At 66.8% G+C, this 17,484-nt stretch carries 17 protein-coding genes; 2 read left to right on the forward strand and 15 right to left on the reverse strand.

The features are described 5' to 3' along the window. Positions 1–16: 16 nt before the first annotated feature. From trbL to N5D20_RS08785, 12 genes are all read right to left on the reverse strand, one after another. Positions 17–1,402, reverse strand: a complete 1,386-nt coding sequence (gene trbL / locus N5D20_RS08730) for a P-type conjugative transfer protein TrbL (protein WP_058158355.1) — start codon at positions 1,400–1,402, stop codon at positions 17–19. Continuing rightward, a complete protein-coding gene (locus tag N5D20_RS08735) occupies positions 1,399–1,725 on the reverse strand; it encodes a hypothetical protein (RefSeq protein WP_058158356.1) in 327 nt (108 codons plus the stop codon). Before N5D20_RS08735 ends, trbL begins: the two co-directional genes overlap by 4 nt. Before the next feature lie 12 nt (positions 1,726–1,737). Further along, entirely contained in the window at positions 1,738–2,466 is a 729-nt protein-coding gene (gene trbJ, locus N5D20_RS08740; protein WP_058158357.1) for a P-type conjugative transfer protein TrbJ, read from the reverse strand. Beyond that, positions 2,463–4,910, reverse strand: coding sequence for a conjugal transfer protein TrbE (gene trbE, locus N5D20_RS08745; RefSeq protein WP_058158358.1), 2,448 nt, complete (start codon positions 4,908–4,910; stop codon positions 2,463–2,465). Before trbE ends, trbJ begins: the two co-directional genes overlap by 4 nt. Positions 4,911–4,920: 10 nt before the next feature. After that, positions 4,921–5,190, reverse strand: coding sequence for a VirB3 family type IV secretion system protein (locus tag N5D20_RS08750; protein ID WP_023081460.1), 270 nt, complete (start codon positions 5,188–5,190; stop codon positions 4,921–4,923). Continuing rightward, positions 5,187–5,564: a TrbC/VirB2 family protein gene (locus tag N5D20_RS08755; RefSeq protein ID WP_058158359.1), complete on the reverse strand. Its 378-nt coding sequence runs from the start codon at positions 5,562–5,564 to the stop codon at positions 5,187–5,189. Before N5D20_RS08755 ends, N5D20_RS08750 begins: the two co-directional genes overlap by 4 nt. Further along, positions 5,561–6,631, reverse strand: a complete 1,071-nt coding sequence (gene trbB, locus N5D20_RS08760) for a P-type conjugative transfer ATPase TrbB (protein WP_279914789.1) — start codon at positions 6,629–6,631, stop codon at positions 5,561–5,563. The genes N5D20_RS08755 and trbB overlap by 4 nt, the downstream gene beginning before the upstream one ends. Next, on the reverse strand, positions 6,628–7,104 hold the full coding sequence (locus N5D20_RS08765; RefSeq protein WP_033938318.1) for a ribbon-helix-helix protein, CopG family: 477 nt from the start codon (positions 7,102–7,104) through the stop codon (positions 6,628–6,630). The genes trbB and N5D20_RS08765 overlap by 4 nt, the downstream gene beginning before the upstream one ends. Next, positions 7,101–9,110, reverse strand: a complete 2,010-nt coding sequence (locus N5D20_RS08770) for a conjugal transfer protein TraG (protein ID WP_058158361.1) — start codon at positions 9,108–9,110, stop codon at positions 7,101–7,103. Before N5D20_RS08770 ends, N5D20_RS08765 begins: the two co-directional genes overlap by 4 nt. 234 nt (positions 9,111–9,344) lie before the next feature. After that, on the reverse strand, positions 9,345–9,608 hold the full coding sequence (locus N5D20_RS08775) for an EexN family lipoprotein (protein ID WP_033938320.1): 264 nt from the start codon (positions 9,606–9,608) through the stop codon (positions 9,345–9,347). Further along, on the reverse strand, positions 9,605–10,549 hold the full coding sequence (locus tag N5D20_RS08780) for a LysR family transcriptional regulator (RefSeq protein WP_033938325.1): 945 nt from the start codon (positions 10,547–10,549) through the stop codon (positions 9,605–9,607). The genes N5D20_RS08775 and N5D20_RS08780 overlap by 4 nt, the downstream gene beginning before the upstream one ends. A 16-nt stretch (positions 10,550–10,565) precedes the next feature. Continuing rightward, positions 10,566–12,020: an MFS transporter gene (locus N5D20_RS08785; protein WP_033938326.1), complete on the reverse strand. Its 1,455-nt coding sequence runs from the start codon at positions 12,018–12,020 to the stop codon at positions 10,566–10,568. A 98-nt stretch (positions 12,021–12,118) separates the two neighbouring features. On the opposite strand from N5D20_RS08785, the gene N5D20_RS08790 reads away from it, so the two are divergent. Continuing rightward, the gene (locus tag N5D20_RS08790) at positions 12,119–12,922 is read left to right on the forward strand and encodes a helix-turn-helix transcriptional regulator (protein WP_033938327.1); all 804 of its coding nucleotides are present in this window, start codon (positions 12,119–12,121) and stop codon (positions 12,920–12,922) included. Between the two features lie 109 nt (positions 12,923–13,031). Here N5D20_RS08790 and N5D20_RS08795 read toward each other — a convergent pair whose 3' ends face one another. Both N5D20_RS08795 and N5D20_RS08800 read right to left on the reverse strand, forming a co-directional pair. Beyond that, positions 13,032–14,213 (reverse strand): MFS transporter, encoded by a 1,182-nt coding sequence (locus N5D20_RS08795; RefSeq protein WP_198717372.1) that lies wholly within the window; start codon positions 14,211–14,213, stop codon positions 13,032–13,034. Between the two features lie 15 nt (positions 14,214–14,228). After that, positions 14,229–14,933, reverse strand: coding sequence for a type 1 glutamine amidotransferase domain-containing protein (locus N5D20_RS08800; RefSeq protein WP_033938329.1), 705 nt, complete (start codon positions 14,931–14,933; stop codon positions 14,229–14,231). 154 nt (positions 14,934–15,087) lie between these two features. On the opposite strand from N5D20_RS08800, the gene N5D20_RS08805 reads away from it, so the two are divergent. Continuing rightward, positions 15,088–15,996 (forward strand): LysR family transcriptional regulator, encoded by a 909-nt coding sequence (locus N5D20_RS08805; protein WP_193377464.1) that lies wholly within the window; start codon positions 15,088–15,090, stop codon positions 15,994–15,996. Between the two features lie 196 nt (positions 15,997–16,192). Here the strand turns inward: N5D20_RS08805 and N5D20_RS08810 are convergent, their stop codons facing one another. Further along, positions 16,193–17,392: an MFS transporter gene (locus tag N5D20_RS08810; RefSeq protein ID WP_229637868.1), complete on the reverse strand. Its 1,200-nt coding sequence runs from the start codon at positions 17,390–17,392 to the stop codon at positions 16,193–16,195. Positions 17,393–17,484 lie beyond the last annotated feature (92 nt).

Genomic DNA, 17,484 nt, shown 5'->3' on the forward strand with positions numbered 1-17,484 from the left:
GGGTTCTCCTTGGTGGTCAGGTATCGGAATCGCGCAGGCTCGGGCCTTGCCCCGAGCCGCCGCCGTCGCCACCGCGAAGCGTGTGGGCGGCGGTGGTCGCGGCATGGGTGATCTGCTGGCGGCGGTGCATCCGCTTGGCCCAGGCGGGCTGCTCTTGCTTCTGCGAGCCGGCGGCGCCGTCCGCGCCGTCGCCTGCGGCGGATTGGCCGGACGCGGCCCCTGCGCCGTCATCGCCCGAAGATCCGTTCCAGCCGGAACGGAAGGAACTGGTCATCTTCTGCCCGGCGGCGGACGCGCCCGACGCGGCACGGCGGCCAGCGGCCTGTGCGCCGGTCTTGGCGATGTTGCCAAGACCAGCCGCCGCGCCTTTGGCCCCGCCGCCCGCAGCGGCGGAGCCGGCCTGGAACGCCGACCGGGCGCTGCCTGCCGCCGACGTGGCGGCACGCGCCCCAGCGCCGGCCAACTTGGCGGCGGCTGGCGCCATGCGCGCCCCGGCTGCTACGGCACCACCTACGCCGGTCGCGGCGGCACCGATGGCAACGCCCGTGCCGACAGCGCCGACAGCGGCACCGGCCATCGCGCCCGCGCCAAGCTGCGGCGCCCCGGACACCAGGCCGGTGGCGATGCCGGGGCCGAAGATGCCCAGTGCCAGCAGAGCGAGCGAGGCCAGCATCACCACCAGGGCATGGTCGATGGAAGGCTCATCCGGCACGGTCTGGAATTCGGCGAACAGCCCCGAGCCGATGCCGACGATCACGGCCAGCACCAGCACCTTGATACCGGCCGATACCACGTTGCCCAGCACCTTCTCGGCCAGGAAGCTGGTCTTGTTCCACAAGGCGAACGGCACCAGCACGAAGCCGGCGAGCGTGGTCAGCTTGAACTCGATCAGCGTGATGAAAAGCTGCACGGCCAGCACGAAGAAGCAGAGGATCACCACTAGCCACGCGAGGAACATCACCACGATCGGGTCGATGTTCGTGAACACTTCGGGGAAGCCAGCCATGTCGCCGATCTGTTCCAGAATCGGCGCCCCCGCGTCGATGCCGGTCTTCGCCAGCCGCCCCGGTTGCAGGAAGTTCTCCATCGTGATGGCCGAGCCGGTGGCCGTCAGGCCCAGGCCGGCGAACGAGCGGAACACGATGCCGGCCAGCCAGTTGAAGTTGCCGATGATGTAGGCGAACGCACCGACGTAGAGCACCTTGCGAAGCAGCTTGGCGATCACGTCCTCGCCCTGGCCGGTGGCGTGGCTCATGGCCCAATACAGGCCGGCGATGGTCATGTCGATGACGATGAGCGTGGCGGTGAGAAACGCCACTTCGCCTTGCAGCAGGCCGAAACCCGAGTCGATGTAGCGCGAGAAGGTATCGAGGAAGCGGTCGATGATGGTCACGTCGTTCATGGCGTGTCCTCCGGTGGGGCGAGCGGCGTGTCGCCTTCTTGCATGTCGTCGGCGGGTGTATCGAAGCTCGGCGGGATTGGCGGCAGTTCGGCCAGCGAGTCGTACTCGTCCGGCCCGGTATGGCCGGCGAAGAAGCGCTGCCGGAAGGCTTCGGCGGCGGCGCGGCAGGCGTCCTCGCCCACGGCCTGCCGGTCAGCCGCGCATTGCCCGCGCAGCGCCTTGAGCCGCACGGGATCGGCGGCCAAGGCGTCGGCCAGGTTCTCGGCCGGCTGCTGGCCGCAAGCGGTCAGCAGCACGGTCAGCAGGACGGAAGCGCATCGCATGACCGTCTCCCGTCAATTGCCATAGAAGTCCACGCGCTGCGGCGTGTACGGCGTGCCGGTGCCGAGGAAGCGCCGTCGTACTTCGCGGGCGCGCTCGGTGGCCGCCGCCTGCCGCGCCAGTTCGAGCGAGGTCGCGCGGTCCTGGGTGATCTGGAGCTGCTGCGCCTGGATCGACTGCTTGGCCTGCAAGGCCAAGAGCTGGTTGGTCGCCTGCGCGGCCTGCAAGGCGCCGGTGGCGGACTGGCTCTGGCTCACGAGGTCGGCCAGCGCGGTTTCGTCCTCGCGCAGGTTCTGCGATACCTGCGCCTGCATGCGCATCGCGGTATGCAGACCGTCGAGCGTGTGCTGCCAACGCTCCTGCGCATCCCGGTACATCTGATCGCCGCTGACGGTCGCGGCGTACTGCTCGGGGTACAGCCGCGCGAAATCGCGGTCGAGGTTCTGCACGTCGTAAGCCAGCCCCTGCGCCTCGGCGATCAGGCGTTCAGTGGTGGCGAGCGTCGAACGCAGGCGGTTGACGATGTTGAAGTCCAGGCTCGCCAGATTGCGAGCCTGGTTCATCAGCATCTGTGCTTCGTTCTGGAGTTGCTGAATCTGGTTGTTGATCTGCTCCAGCGTGCGGATGGCCGTCAGCGTGTTCTGGACGAGGTTGGTGGGATCGACCACGACCCATTGCGCCTGGACGGTAGAGACGGTGCAGAGCATGGCCGCGACAGTGGCGGCGAGAAGACGCTTTTTCATGGCTGGTTCTCCGATAGTTGGGACAAGAAGGAAACAGCCGCCGGTGCGGACGGCAGCAGGTCGGCGGCCCAGTCGAGGCCGCTATGGCGCAGCCAGCCGCCGGCAAAGCCCGGCGCGCCGACCTGCGCAAGAACGCGGTCGATGTCGCATTGATCCTGCGGAGTCGAAGCGCCCGCGAACGCGAGCGCGGCCGGCCCCAGGTCGAGGTCGAACAGGCGGTTGCCGAGGCGGGATTGGTAGTAGTAGTCGCGCTTGGGTTGCGCGGTGGCGACAATCTCGATTTGTCGGCTGCTGAGACCGAAACCGTCATAGATCGGGCGAATCTGCGGTTCCGTCGCCTGCGGGTTGGGCAAGAAAATGCGGACGGCGCAGCTTTCGATGACGGCCGGCGCGATAGACGATTCTTTGATGTCAGCCAGCGATTGCGTATCGAAAACGACGGAGACCTGTTTTTTCCGCAAGGTCTTCAGCCACTGCCGAAGCCGTGCCGAGAACACCGGGTCATCCAGAAACATCCATGCCTCACTGAGGAAAAGCATGGTTGGGGAGCCATCGAATCGTTCTTCCAGGCGCGCGAACAAGTAGCTCAGCACGGCCAGAACGGCGGCCTTGCTGTGCATCAGCTCTTCCATCTCGAAGCACTGCACGTCGGCCATTCCGAGCCGGTCGTGATCGGCGTCGAGCAACTTGCCGTGTGCGCCGCCGAGCACATAGGGCGACAGGGCCTGGCGCAGCGCGTTGGATTGCAGCAGCACGGAGAACCCGGTCAGCGTCCGTTGCTCCACCGGCGCCCCGGCGAGGCTCCCAAGCGCCGACCAGATCGCCGCCTTCTCGTCGGGGCCGACGATCACGCCTTCATGCAGCAGCCGGCCTTCCATCCATTCGGCCGCCCAAGTGCGGTAGCTTTCTTGGTCGATGCGCGCGAGCGGCTGGAATGCGATGCCGCCATCGGCCCCGAGGTCATAGTGCTCACCGCCCAGGCCCAGGATGGCGGCGCGCAAAGAGCGGCCTATATCGAAAGCGAAGATGCGCGATCCCGGGTAGCGACGGAACTGCATCGCCAAGGTCGCCACCAGCACCGACTTTCCCATACCGGTTGGGCCGACAATCATCGTGTGCCCTACATCGCCAATGTGCGTCACCAGCCGGAACGGCGTCGAACCATCCGTGCGGGTGACGATCAGCGGCGGGCCGTTGAGATGGTCGTTCCTCTCCGGCCCGGCCCACACCGCGGACAGCGGCATCATGTGCGCCAGGTTCAACGTGGAAACGATGGGCTGGCGCACGTTCGCATAGGCGTTGCCGGGGATGGACGACAGCCAAGCATCGACCGCGTTGAGCGTTTCGGGGATAGTGACGAACCCGCGTCCTTGGATGACGCGCTCCACCATGCGCAGCTTTTCGTCCGCCACGCCGGCATCCGTGTCCATCACGGTGACGGTGGCCGTCAGGTAGCCGAAGGCGACTTGATCGCTGCCCAGCTCCTGCAAGGCGGCATCAGCGTCGGTCGCCTTGTTGCTGGCGTCGGTATCAACCAGCGGCGACTCTTGCTGGAAGATGGTTTCTCTCAAGAGCGCGACCACGTTCTTGCGCTTGGCAAACCACTGGCGGCGCAGGCGGCCGAGTTCCTTTTCTGCTTCGGCTTTGTCCATGCAGACAAAGCGCGTACTCCAGCGGTAGCCGAAGCCCAGGCGGTTGAGGTCGTCCAGAATCCCCGGCCAGGTCGAAGTCGGGAAACCTCGCACCGACACCACGCGCAGGTGCTGGTCGCCCAGCGTGGGCGCCAGGCCGCCGACCAGTGCGCAGTCAGCCAGCAGCGCGTCGATGTGGAACGGCACTTCGGGCACGCCCACGCGGTAGCGTCGTGTCGAGACGGTCGCGTGCAGATAGGTCAGCGTTTCAGCGTCATCGAGCCAGGCGATTTCCGGCATCACGCCATCGAGCAGGTCGAAGACGCGATCGGTTTCCGCGACGAAGGTATCGAGCCGGCCACGCCAGTCCACGCCATCGCCGGGCGCGTTCTCGTAGAGCATCTTCGCGGCGCGAGCACGGGATTCTTCCGGTGGCAGATAGGCCAACGTCAGGTGATAGCCGCTCTCGAAGTGGTGACCCGATTCCTCGAAGGCGGCGCGGCGTTCCTCGTCCACGAGCCAGGACAGCGGTTCGGGAAAGTCGGAATGCGGATAGTCCGCCGCCGGCCGGCGTTCGGCCTCGATGAACAGCGCCCAGCCCGACCCCAGCCGGCGCAGCGCGTTGTTGAGCCGTGCCGACGTGGCGATCAACTCGCCTTGCGTAGCGCTGTCCAAGTCCGGCCCGCGAAAGCGCGCCGTGCGCTGGAAACTGCCGTCCTTGTTCAGCACCACGCCCGGCGCGATCAGCCCGGCCCAGGGCAGCCAGTCGGCGAGTAACGCCGGACGCTGGCGGTATTCGGCAAGGTTCAGCATGGCATCCCCCTCACACGTCCAGCAGCGGCTTGTGCTTGATGTGCCGCGCGAAGACCTGCATGAACTGCGGATCGACGCGCGCGCCCCAGACCGCCAGCGAGTGGCCGACGATCCAGAGCACCACGCCGGGAATCCACAGTTGCAGGCCCAGCCCGACGGCGGCGGCCAGCGTGCCGTTGGCGATCGCCACGGTGCGCGGCGCGCCGCCCAGCAGGATCGGCTCGGTCAACGAGCGATGCAGCGGCACTTCAAAGCCCGGAAGATCGGTCGCCGTACTCATACGACCGCCCCACCGGAGAAGCTGAAGAACGACAGGAAGAACGAGGACGCGGCAAAGGCGATGGACAGACCGAAGACGATCTGGATCAGCTTGCGGAAGCCCCCCGACGTGTCGCCAAAGGCCAGCGCCAGGCCGGTGGCAATGATGATGATGACGGCAACGATGCGTGCGACCGGCCCCTGGATCGACTCCAGGATGGATTGCAGCGGCCCTTCCCAGGGCATCGAAGAACCGGCGGCCTGCGCCGTGCCGGCCGTCATCAGCATGATGGCGGCCAGCATCAGGCCCCGATGGGCAGGCCGGGCCAGGCGCCGCAGGCGTGCAAGGATGGGCACCGGATTTACGGAAGTACGGAAAGCATGGCTAGGCGTCATGGCAGTTCTCCAGAGGGGTCGGGGGACGGGAAAGGCGCAGCGGCAGCGGCTGCGAGGGAAACCGGCGGCAGCTCGGGAAGCGGCGCTTCCAGCGCGTCCGCCAGTTGGTAGCCAGCGGCGTCGAAGCCGACGACGCGGGCGATGCTTTCGACGCGGCGCTTACGGCCACGTCCGGCGATGTGGATGACGACGTTGACCGCCTCGGCGATCAACGCACGCGGCGGGTTCACCGCGACTTCGAGAATCAGTTGCTCCAGCCGCAGTAGCGCGCCCAGCGCGGAGCCGGCGTGGATGGTGGCGATTCCGCCTGGATGGCCGGTGCCCCACACCTTGATGAGATCCAGCGCTTCGCCGCCGCGCACTTCGCCGACGATCACCCGGTCTGGGCGCAGGCGCATCGTGGCGCGCACCAGCTCCTGCATCGACACCACGCCCGCACGGGTGCGCAGCGGTACATGGTCACCGGCCGCGCATTGCAGTTCGATGGTGTCTTCGAGTACCAGTACGCGATCGCCCGTGGCAGCGATCTCGGCCAGCAGCGCGTTCGCCAGCGTGGTCTTGCCGGTGCTGGTGCCGCCGGCGATCAGGATGTTCTGCCGCTCGCGCACGGCGCGGCGCAGGAAGTCCGCCTGCCCGGCGGTCAGGATGCCGTCGGCCACGTAGCGATCCAGGCCGATGATGTTCACGGCACGCTTGCGCAGAGCGAAGGCCGGCCCCGGTGCGGCCGGCGGCAAGATGCCCTCGAAACGCTCGCCGGTTTCGGGCAGCTCGGCGGTCAAGAGCGGTTGGCCGCGATGCACTTCCGCGCCGACATGCGCTGCGACCAGACGAATGATGCGTTCGCCATCGGCTTCGGGAAGTTCGACGCCCAGCGGCGTGCGACCCGACGACAGGCGATCGACCCACAGGGTACGGTCGGGATTGAGCATGATTTCCACCACGTCCGGGTCTTCGAGCGCGGTGGCGATCAGCGGCCCCATTGCCGTGCGCAACATCTGGATGCGGCGATCCAGCGAAGTCGCGGCCGACGAACGTGGCTCGGGCGGGAACTGCGGAACGGCGCTCATGAGGCACGCTCCGCAGCACGTTCATGGGCTTCGGCCAATGCCGCCGCGTCATCCATGCGTGCGGTGTCCGGGTGCAGTTCTTCCACCACGTCGCGCACGAGGCTGCGGCCGCGCAGCAGGTGGCGGCCAAGCTGTTCGACGAACTGCTCGAAGCGCGCCTTGCCCTGGGCGCGGGCCGCTTCCTGATGCGCTTCGGGAACCGGCGTGCTGACGGTCAGGAAGTAGCGGACGAACAGCGCCAGCGTTTCGATCTGGATGTTCTGGTCACGCTCCAGGCGTTCGGTCTGCCGCGACAGGCGATCCAGCCGCTTGGCAATGGCGGCCTCGCGCTGATCGCCCGCGTCGGGAGACAGCCAGGACGCCAAGGCAGCGGCAACGATGCTGGACTTCGACACGCCTTTCTTGGCGGCCAGTTCGTCCAGGCGCTTGGCGTGCTCGTGCTGGATGAACAGGTTGAGGCGGTATTGGCTCATAAGTCGATTCCGTCGTTGGGGTCGAGGGAAGCCAGCCGGGCCGTGCGCTGCATGGCCGGATCGAGCTGGCCGGGAAGCGCGGCAAAGGCAGGCAGCGGCAAGTCGTCGTCATCGAGCAGCGCCAGGTCGTTGGCGGCTGGCGCTTGTTCAGGGTGGTACTCGGCAACCTCGGATAGCTCCGGCTGCCGGCGCGGGCCACCGTCGTCGGTGCCGCCCAGGCCATCGGCGGGTGCCACGGCCGGCGCGGCAGGCACGGCCGGAATCGCCAGGCCGCTCCAGTCGTCGGGGCGCGATGGCGGCGCGTCGGCGTACTGCCCGTCCGCCAGCGGGGGCGGCGGCAGCACGCGGCGCTTGAAATTGGCGTCGGCGTAGTAGCGCAGTTTCTTCGCCCGAATAGGCGCGACGCTGGACACCATCACCACGGCGTCATCTGGCGGAAGCTGCATCACTTCGCCTGGGGTGAGCAGCGGACGTGCGGTTTCCTGCCGGGACACCATCAGATGCCCGAGCCACGGCGCGAGCCGGTGGCCGGCGTAGTTGCGCTGCGCGCGCAGCTCGGTGGCCGTTCCCAGCGTTTCGGAAATGCGCTTGGCCGTGCGTTCGTCGTTGGTGGCGAAGGTCACACGCACATGGCAGTTGTCCAGAATCGAATGGTTCTGGCCGTAGGCTTTGTCGATCTGGTTGAGCGACTGCGCGATAAGGAAGCTGCGGATGCCGTAGCCGGCCATGAAGGCCAACGCCGTCTCGAAGAAGTCCAGACGGCCCAGCGCCGGAAACTCGTCCAGCATCAGCAGCAGCTTGTGGCGGCGGTCGATGCCGTCGCTGCCATCGAGCGATTCGGTGAGGCGCCGGCCGATCTGGTTGAGGATCAGCCGGATCAGCGGCTTGGTGCGGCTGATGTCCGAAGGCGGCACCACCAGATACAGCGACACCGGATGCTCGGAAGCAATCAGATCGGCGATACGCCAGTCGCAGCGCGAGGTGACTTCGGCCACCGTGGGATCGCGGTACAGACCCAGGAACGACATGGCGGTGCTCAGGACGCCGGAGCGTTCGTTGTCCGACTTGTTGAGCACTTCGCGCGCAGCGGAGGCCACCACCGGATGCGGGCCATCGCCGAGGTGGGGCGTGGTCATCATCCGGTGCAAGGTCAGCTCGAAGGGGCTGGCCGGGTCGGACAGGAAGTTGGCGACGCCGCGCAGCGTCTTGTCCTTGCCCGCATAGAGCACGTGCAGGATGGCGCCCACCAGCAGCGCATGCGAGGTTTTCTCCCAGTGGTTGCGCTTCTCCAGCGCCCCTTCGGGATCGACCAGGATGTCGGCGATGTTCTGCACGTCGCGCACTTCATGCGCACCGCGCCGCACTTCCAGCAGCGGGTTGTAGGCCGCCGACTTGGCATCGGTGGGGTTGAACAGCAGGCAATGCGAGAAGCGCGAACGCCAGCCAGCCGTAATCTGCCAGTTCTCGCCCTTGATGTCGTGGATGACGGCCGAGGCAGGCCACGACAGCAGCGTCGGCACCACCAGGCCCACGCCTTTGCCCGAGCGCGTGGGTGCGAAGGACAGGACGTGTTCCGGGCCTTCATGCCGCAGGTACTGGCGATCATGCTGGCCGAGGAACACACCGGCCGGCTGCGTCAGGCCCGCCTTGCGGATGTCGGCGGCATCGGCCCAACGCGCCGAACCGTAGGTCGTGACCAGCTTGGCCTGCCGTGAGCGCCACACCGACATGGCGATGGCGACCAGCACGGCCAGTAGGCCGCTACCGCCGGCAATCGCACCGCCTACGTCGAAAATGTGCGGCGCATAGGCATCGAAGAAGAACCACCACTCGAACAGTCGCCAAGGGTGATAGACCGGCGTGCCAAAGAAGTCGAACCAGGGCGAGCCAAGACGTACTTGATGTCCGAGAGCGGCCGCTGTCCATTGCGTTGCACTCCATACGCCGGCGATCACGATGCTGAAAACAGCGGCGATCTGCCCGAACAGCACGCCCTGACCTTGCATGACTGGCCTCCGATTTCTCCTGCGCTGATTCCTCGCTCACACGCGGCACAAGGACGTGCCGCATGGCGTGAGGATCGGTGCCGGGTCGGTGCCGGTCAAAGACCGTTATCGGAAGAAAGGTCGAGTAATTGGAAAGAATTAGGGCCGCATCGGGCCAAGGAAAAACGCCGCAAGCGAAGGCGCATTGCGGCGTGTCGGGCAGAAAATGAAAAGTTCGTGGCGAATCGCCAGCGATCAGAACTTGGGCGGGTTCTCCGGCGGCGTATAAGGTGTGTTGCCATCACCATAAAACCGCTTGCGCGTGGCCTCGGCTACCCGGTTGCACAACACGTCGCCGAGCGTGGCGCGATCGGTCTTGCACTGCTGTCGCAGCTCTTTCAGGCGCACGGGATCGGATGCCAGTTCTTCAACGGTTGGCACGCTTTCCGTCTTTGGCGTATCGGCGGGGCCGCAGGCGGTCAGCACCACGGCCAGCGAAAACAGCATTGCCTTCTTCATGGCTTGGGTTCCTCCGAGGGATCAGGGATATGGCCTGGCGCTGGCCTGGCATCTTCGGGGGACTCGATGGCCTGCACGCGCTCGATGAAGCGGGCCAGCGTTTCCGAGGGTTCGCCATCCAGGCGCAGCAGATAGGTCGTGAGCAGCGGCGAGCGTCCCGCCAGCGGCCGTGCCACCACGCCTTGCTCCCGGCTGGCGGTGATGTGCGCGGCGCCAGTCAAGCCCAGGGCGAAGCCTGCGGAGACCAGCGCCATCATCAAGTCGCAGGACGCGACCCGCTCGGCGACCAGCGGTTCCATGTCCACCCGGCGCAGCACGCGCTCGACCTGCCGCGCATGGCCCTCGCACGCCTGCGGATCGCACAGCACCAGCGGGTAGCGCAGCAGTTCTTCCAGCGGGATGCGCTTGTGGGTCAGCAGGGGATGCCGTGCGGGCACAGCCACCATCAGCGGGTCGCTCCAGACGGGCATGGCGACGATGCCATCGCCGACTTCATCGGCGCGGGCAAAACCCACGTCGTACAGGTCGTCGTGCAGACCCTTGATCTGTTGCGACAGCGGCACTTCGGTCAGGCGGATTTCGACTTCCGGTTCCTCCTGCCGGCACAGCGCCAGCAAAGCCGGCAGGCGCGACGGCGTGATGCCGTCGGACAGCGCGATGCGCAACTGGCCGTGAAAGCCGTTGGCTGCCGCCTTCACGCTGTCGCGTGCCTGCTGCAAGGCAGCGAAGATGCGCGGCACATGCTCGAAGAACAACTTGCCCGCGCGGGTCAGCCGCGTGCTGCGCGTGGTGCGGGCGAACAGCACCACGCCCAGTTCTTCTTCCAGTTCCTTGATGGCACGCGACAGCGGCGACTGCTCGATGTGCAGTTTCTCCGCCGCACGGGCGAAGTGCAGTTCTTCGGCTACGGCGAGGAAACAGCGTAGGTGGCGAAGCTCCATCGCGTGCCGCTCCGCGTCAGCCTGCGGGCCGCTGCGCTTTTGCCAGCATCAGCAACAGCACGCAAACCAGCAGGGCCGCGCCCAGGTTGTAGAGCATTCCTGCCACGAAGGCCGAGGCGTATTGGCCCGCTTGCGCTGCCATGCCACCACCCGTGGCCAGCGCCGCACTGAACAGGATGCCGACCACAGCCACGCCCAGCGCCGCGCCGACCTGCTGGACGGTCGATACCACGCCAGCCGCCATGCCGGCCTGGGCTTCATCGACAAAGCCCAGCACCAGATTCAGCAGCGGCGTCATGATGAAGCCTTGGCCGGCGCCGACCACGATCAGCACGGGAATCAGCCGCGTGGGCACCAGCTCCGCGCCTGCCATCCGTACCTGCGCGATCAGCAGCCCGATGGAAACCGCATAGACCAGCGCACCCGCGACGATGGCGCGGGTTCCCCAGCGCGCCACCAGCCGCGGCGCAGCCAGCGATGCCAGGACGAAGCCCACGCTGCATGGCGCGAAGATGCTGCCCGCGACGAAGGGATCGAGGCCCAGTCCGGTCTGCACCAGCAAGGCGAAGCACAGGAAGAACGAGCTGGACGTGGAATAGACCAGCAGCACCAGCAACGCGCCCAGCGCGAAACGGCGCTGGGCCAGCAAGCGCATGTCCACCAGGGGCAATCCGCCAGCCATGCGCCGCTGCTCTTGCTGACGATGGAACATCGCAAGCAATACCACCGCCGCGCCCAGTGACCAGAGGCTCCAGGCCGGCCAGCCTTGCCCCGGCCCCTCGATCAGCGGCACCAGCAGCAGCGCCAGCCCGGCGCTGACCAGCGCCACGCCCGTCCAGTCCAGGGCCGGGCGTTGCGGTGCGCGAGATTCGGGGATGTGGCGTGCCGCCGCGATGGCGAGCAGGCCGATAGGGACGTTGATGAGAAAGATGCTGCGCCAGCCCAGCCCGAACAGGTCGGCATGCACCAGCCATCCGCCCAGCACCTGCCCGGCGATGGCGGCCAGGCCCAGCGTCATCCCCAGCAGGCCGAAGGCGCGGCGACTGTCGCCGCCGCCGAAGTTGACACGGATGGAGGCATAGACCTGCGGGAACAGCAAGGCGGCCGCCAGCCCCTGCAACACCCGCGCACCGATCAGGAAGCCAGCGCTGGGCGCCAGCCCGCACAAGGCCGAAGCCACAGTGAAGCCCGCCATGCCGACGACGAACAGGCGGCGACGCCCGAACAGGTCGCCCAGCCGCCCGCCGGTAATCAGCAGCACGCCGAAGGCCAGCTCGTAGCCGGCCACGATGAAGCCGATCTGCGCGAAGCTCGCACCCAGCCCGGCCTGCATGCTGGGGATGGCGACATTGACCACGAACAGGTCGAAGATCGTGACGAAACCGGCCAGCAGCAACACGGACAAGCCGAGCCAGGGCGGGCCGCTGACGGCGCGCGCAGGCGGCGTCGAGAGGCAGGAATTTGAGGTCATCTTGCGTATCCAGGGTAAAGACGCGATCATTCTCAAATCCTTTTTAAGCAATTACAATTTAACTATTTATGCTATTACTCAAAGCAACGAGATAGGCGATGCGAACCCTGGAACGAACCCGCTCCGATCTGGCGGCCTTCCTGCTGGCACGCCGTGAACGGTTGACGCCTGCCGATGTGGGCTTGCCCAGCGGTGGCCGCCGCCGCACGCCGGGGCTTCGGCGCGAGGAAGTCGCCGCGCTCGCCGGCGTCGGCCTGACTTGGTACACATGGCTGGAACAGGGGCGCGAGATCGGCGTGTCGGCCGCCTTTCTGGACAACCTGGCGCGGGTGTTGAAACTGGATGCCGCCGAGCGCCGCCACCTGTTCCTGCTGGCACACGAGCGGCCGCCCGCCGAGCCGGGCAAGACCTGGTGCGTGCTGCCGCCGCTGGTGCGGCGCCTGATGCACGACCTGCCGCATCCGGCCTTCGTACTCAACCTGCGCTGGGACGTGCTGGGTTTCAATGCGCCGGCCGATGCGCTTTTCGGTTTCGGCTCGCATGCGCCCGAGCGGCGCAACCTGCTCTGGCTGCTGTTCACCGACCCGCTGCTGCATGAGCGCATGGACGCCTGGGAAGAACAAGCCCCGCTGATGCTGTCGAGCTTTCGCCGCGACTTCGCCCGCGCCACGCAGGAAGCCGACATTCACGGACTGGTGGACGAGCTGGAACGGGTGTCGCCGGAGTTCAAGACGTGGTGGCGCAAGCACGACGTTCATGCGCCCTGCAACGGCGTGCGCATGCTGGTGATCGACGGCAAGGCCGAGCCGTTCGAGCACACTTCGCTGACGGTCGATGAAGACCGGCACCTGCGGCTGGTGGTGTATGCCAGGACACAGGATCAAACCGCGCAGGAGCGTTGATTGAGGCCGTGTCGGCTGCCCGGTAGGCAGCCGCTCGGTCTCGCGAGCGAAGTGAAGTTCTTCGGCAACCGCGTGAGAACGATGCAAATGCCGAAGCTCCATCATTTACCTATCCATGAAGTCTTGCGCCCAGGAACGCGGGACACCGCATCTGCCAGAGCATCCACACGATCCCCAGCCCCACGGCCACCGCACCAACCCAGGCGGTGCTGGTCAGCCCCATCGCTTTCAGGCTCGCCCCGCCCAGCAGCGAACCCAGCGCGATGCCGCCATTGAAGCCGGCGATGTTCAGGCCAGCCGCCACCGCTGGCGCCTGCGGCGCGTGGATGTGCGACAGCCCGATCACTCTTGCCTGCAAGGCCGGCACCGCCGCATAGGTCAGCGCACCCAGCAGGCCCGTCAGCAGCACCATCAACGGCAACGATGGCGCCGATGCCCAGATCGCCAGCAGCACCACGGCCAAGCCAACCAGCACGGTCATCACCGCGAAGTCCGCGCCCCTGCGATCGGTCAGCCGGCCGCCCCACACGTTGCCGATGGCCGCCATCACGCCGTAGCCCAGCATCAGCAGGCTGCTGGTGCTCTCGCTGACCCGCGTGACCTGCAACAGGATCGGCGAGATATAGGTGTAAAGCGCGAACGACCCGGCATAGGCCAGCACAGTGATCCCGGCCCCGGCCAGCAGGCGCGGATTGAACATGGCTTTCAGGCCATCCATCGCATTGGCTTGCGCCGAGGCATCGTTGCGATCCGTCGGCATCAGGGCCAGCAGGCCCAGAAAGCCGATGGCGCCACTCGCGGCCACGGCCATGAAGATGACTTGCCAGCTCAACACACTGCCCAGGTAGGTGCCGAGCGGCACGCCCAGCGCCAAGGCCAGCGTCAGGCCGCCGAACACCACGGCCACCGCTGCGCCGGCGCGATGCCGCCCCGCCAGTTGCGTGGCGACGCTGGACGCCACGGCCAGGAACACGCCATGTCCCAGGCCCGAGGCAAAGCGGGCAATCAGCATGGGCGTCAGTGCATCCGACAAGCTGACCACTGCATTGCCCAGCGTGAACAGCCCCATCGCCACCAGCAGCAGCCGCTTGCGCGGCCAGCAGGTCGCCAGCGCGGTCAGGCCCGGCGCGCCGATCACCGCGCCCAGCGCATAGGCCGTGACCGCCGTGCCGACCTGGCTGACGCTGGCATGCAGGTCGGCGGAAATGGTGGACACCAGGCCGATGGTGACGAACTCGGTGAAGCCCAGGGCGAACGCGCACAGCGCGAAGACGTAGATGACGAAGGGCATGCGCTCGTTCATGGCTCAGGCCCGATCTACGGACGCTGCCAGCAGCAGCGGCAGCATCGCCTCGGCCACGCCCTTGGCCGAAGCCGGGTTCTGGCCCGTCACCAGCCGCTCGCTCACGACCACCTGCGCCTGGAAATTCGGCGCGGGCACATGCCGGGCACCGCGTTCCTGCAGGGCATCGGCCAGCAGGAACGGCACCGTGTCGTACAGGCCGACCGCGCGCTCCTCGTCGTTGGTGAAGGCCGATACGTCCTTGCCTGCGACCAGATAGCCGCCATCGGACAACTTCAGGTTCACCAGCCCGGCCGGGCCGTGGCACACCGCCGCGACCACGCCGCCACGCTCGTAGATGCGCGCAGCAATCGCAGCCAGTTCGGCGTTGTCGGGGAAGTCCCACATCGTCGCGTGGCCGCCGGCGTAGAAGATCGCGGCGTAGGCATCGGGATCGACCTGCGACGGCGCCAATGTGGTTTCGGTGGCGGTGCGCAGCGCCGCATCGTTCCAGAACGCGGCATTGACCGGATCGTCCAGATCGAGTCCATCGACGTGCGTCTTGCCGCCCTTGGGGCTGACGAAATCGACCGCATGGCCGGCATCGGCCAGCACCCGGTGCGGATGCGTGACCTCGGACAGATAGAAGCCGCTGGGCGCGGCATCGGCGGCGCCGGCCGGCCCCTTGCGGTCGTGGCTGGTCAGGACGAAAAGAATGCGTTGGGTCATTGGAGGCTCCTGCAAGCAGATCGAGCACACCGCTGCACATCTCCAGCGGAGGCGTGCGCGTTGCGGCATGCGAAGTAAGGAACCTCATTCTGGTGAATCCGGTATATCCTTTAAACGACCAAAATAGACAAACACTTTCCCCGGAATGGACCAAATGTCCCTGCGCAACCTCGATGACCTGGCGGTGTTCGTGCATGTGGTGGAGCGCCAGAGCTTTTCCGCCGCCGCACGCGACCTGCACCTCGCGCCCAAGACGGTCAGCAAGCAGATCGCCCGGCTGGAACAGGCGCTGGGCACCACGCTGTTCGAGCGCAACACCCGCAACCTGCGCATCACCGGCGAAGGCCGCGCCATCGCCGAGCGCGCACGGGTCGCGCTCGGCGTGCTGGAAGAAGTGCAGGAACTGGCGAGCGGCGCCAGCCAGGAACTGAGCGGCACCATCCGCCTGACCGCGCCCACGCCGTTCGGGCGTAAGTTCGTGGCCCCGGCGATCCACGATTTCTGCCGCCTGCATCCCAGGGTCGGCTTCGACCTGCGCCTGTCCGATCAGGTGCAGGATCTGTATAGCGGCGACCTGGACATGGCGATCCGCATGGGCGAGCTGGCCGATTCGCGTTTGGTGGCGCGGCGCGTGGCCGACAACCGGCGCATCCTGGCGGCGTCTCCCGCCTACCTGAAAGCGCATGGACAACCCGCGCAGCCGGAAGAACTGGAGCGGCACAACTGCCTGGTGTTCGCCTACCCGGGCCTGCTGCAAAACACCTGGCCGCTGCGCAAGGGCCGCCGGGAGAAGCCTGTCGCGGTCAGCGGTACGCTGTGCAGTGACAACGGCGACGTGCTGCATGCCTGGTGCCTGGCCGGACTGGGCATCTCGCTGCGCGAGACCTGGGACATTCACGAGGAACTGCGCGACGGGCGGCTGGTGCGTGTGTTGCCGGACTGGGAAGCCACGCCCTCGAAGATCAGCATCGTGCGGGCACGGCGTGAACCCGTGCCGCGCCGGCTGACGGCGTTCAGCGATTTCCTGCTGGAACGCTGGCAGAACGCGCCGTGGGATCGCTGACTCGGCATACTGCCGATAGAGTTGCGCCCACGGTTCACGGTCGCTTTGTGCGACGCCCCTGAAGGTGACGGCGTCCGCGCTTTGATGCGTGGTGTTCGCGTTCATGCGGTGTCCGTCCATCTGGCCGCCAACAACCGCCTGGGTTGTCGTGCCAAGGGAATGTTCCTGCCGCTCGTCCATGATGAGCATCTCCCGTTCAGCGCTGACGGGCGATCGTCGCCGTGCGTTGCAAAGTCATCGCCCAGAACAGCAACGCCAGCAGGCTGACCGCCGCGCCCAGGGCACAGACGCCCTGCCAACCGGCATGCGCATAGGTCACGGTGGTGCCGATCGCACCCTGCCCACTGCCGACCGCATAGAACAGCATGTAGAGGCCGACCAGCCGGCTGTGCGCCTCGGGCCGGGTGCGGAAGATCAGGCTCTGATTGGTGACATGCAGCGCCTGGCAGCCCAGATCGAGCAGCACGATGCCGATCACCAGCGCCCACAGCGACCATTCCATCAGCGACAGCGGCCACCACGCTAGCAGCAGCACCGCAAGCGCCGCCGCGCTGGTGCGTTGGGCATGTCCCCGATCGGCCCATTGCCCGGCACGCGCAGCGGCCAAAGCGCCCACCACGCCGACCAGGCCAAACGCACCGATGACAGTGTGCGAAAAGTCGTAGGGCGGCGCGCTCAACGGCAGCACCAGCGCGCTCCAGAAGATGTTGAACGCCGCGAACAGCAGCAGCGCCAGCATGCCGCGCACCTGCAACACCTTTTCTTCCCGCAGCAGTGTCAGCATCGAGGCGATCAGGCGGAGGTAAGGCATCGGATTCGGTGCCGGAGGCAAGGCAGGCAGTCGCCGCCACAGCGGCAGCGCGATCACCAGCATCAGCACGGCGGCGCAGAAGTACACGCCGCGCCAGCCCGCCAGATCGCTGACACCGCCAGCGAACACTCGCGCGAGCAGCAGGCCGATGAACACGCCGCTCTGTGCCGCTCCCACAACGCGGCCTTGTTCACGGGGAGCAGCGGCGCTGGCCGCGTAGGCGATCAGCCCCTGTGTCATCGCCGTTCCCAGCAGGCCCACGGCAAGCATGCCTGCCAGCAGGATTGGCGCAGACGGCGCCATGCCGACCATCACCAGTGCCGCCACCAGCGCCAGTAGTTGCACCGCCATCAGGCGGCGGCGCTCAACGCGATCGCCCAGCGGCACCAGCAACAACAAGGCCACGGCGCATCCGACCTGCGTGGCTGTCACCACGCCACCCACGGCTGCATGGCTGATGCCGAAATCGCGGGCCAGCGCATCGAGCAGGGGCTGCGCGTAGTACACGTTCGCCACGCTCAGGCCACTGGCAGCGGCAAACAGCAGTACCAGGCCGCGTGGCATATCGGCAGTTCGGGTTGGCATCGTCTCCAGAGGGGCCGGCACCATCGAAACGTGGGATGACTTCATGATCCATCGCCCATTCAATCTAGTTTCACAATAAAACTGATTGAATG

Source organism: Stenotrophomonas sp. GD03877 (assembly GCF_029840555.1).
Classification (GTDB): domain Bacteria; phylum Pseudomonadota; class Gammaproteobacteria; order Xanthomonadales; family Xanthomonadaceae; genus Stenotrophomonas; species Stenotrophomonas geniculata.

Bases quoted from the DNA above. Each gene is read 5' to 3' on its own strand.
- trbL (WP_058158355.1), bottom strand. From the start codon at position 1,402: ATGAACGACGTGACCATCATCGACCGCTTCCTCGATACCTTCTCGCGC.
- N5D20_RS08735 (WP_058158356.1), bottom strand. From the start codon at position 1,725: ATGCGATGCGCTTCCGTCCTGCTGACCGTGCTGCTGACCGCTTGCGGC.
- trbJ (WP_058158357.1), bottom strand. From the start codon at position 2,466: ATGAAAAAGCGTCTTCTCGCCGCCACTGTCGCGGCCATGCTCTGCACC.
- trbE (WP_058158358.1), bottom strand. From the start codon at position 4,910: ATGCTGAACCTTGCCGAATACCGCCAGCGTCCGGCGTTACTCGCCGAC.
- N5D20_RS08750 (WP_023081460.1), bottom strand. From the start codon at position 5,190: ATGAGTACGGCGACCGATCTTCCGGGCTTTGAAGTGCCGCTGCATCGC.
- N5D20_RS08755 (WP_058158359.1), bottom strand. From the start codon at position 5,564: ATGACGCCTAGCCATGCTTTCCGTACTTCCGTAAATCCGGTGCCCATC.
- trbB (WP_279914789.1), bottom strand. From the start codon at position 6,631: ATGAGCGCCGTTCCGCAGTTCCCGCCCGAGCCACGTTCGTCGGCCGCG.
- N5D20_RS08765 (WP_033938318.1), bottom strand. From the start codon at position 7,104: ATGAGCCAATACCGCCTCAACCTGTTCATCCAGCACGAGCACGCCAAG.
- N5D20_RS08770 (WP_058158361.1), bottom strand. From the start codon at position 9,110: ATGCAAGGTCAGGGCGTGCTGTTCGGGCAGATCGCCGCTGTTTTCAGC.
- N5D20_RS08775 (WP_033938320.1), bottom strand. From the start codon at position 9,608: ATGAAGAAGGCAATGCTGTTTTCGCTGGCCGTGGTGCTGACCGCCTGC.
- N5D20_RS08780 (WP_033938325.1), bottom strand. From the start codon at position 10,549: ATGGAGCTTCGCCACCTACGCTGTTTCCTCGCCGTAGCCGAAGAACTG.
- N5D20_RS08785 (WP_033938326.1), bottom strand. From the start codon at position 12,020: ATGACCTCAAATTCCTGCCTCTCGACGCCGCCTGCGCGCGCCGTCAGC.
- N5D20_RS08790 (WP_033938327.1), top strand. From the start codon at position 12,119: ATGCGAACCCTGGAACGAACCCGCTCCGATCTGGCGGCCTTCCTGCTG.
- N5D20_RS08795 (WP_198717372.1), bottom strand. From the start codon at position 14,213: ATGCCCTTCGTCATCTACGTCTTCGCGCTGTGCGCGTTCGCCCTGGGC.
- N5D20_RS08800 (WP_033938329.1), bottom strand. From the start codon at position 14,933: ATGACCCAACGCATTCTTTTCGTCCTGACCAGCCACGACCGCAAGGGG.
- N5D20_RS08805 (WP_193377464.1), top strand. From the start codon at position 15,088: ATGTCCCTGCGCAACCTCGATGACCTGGCGGTGTTCGTGCATGTGGTG.
- N5D20_RS08810 (WP_229637868.1), bottom strand. From the start codon at position 17,392: ATGCCAACCCGAACTGCCGATATGCCACGCGGCCTGGTACTGCTGTTT.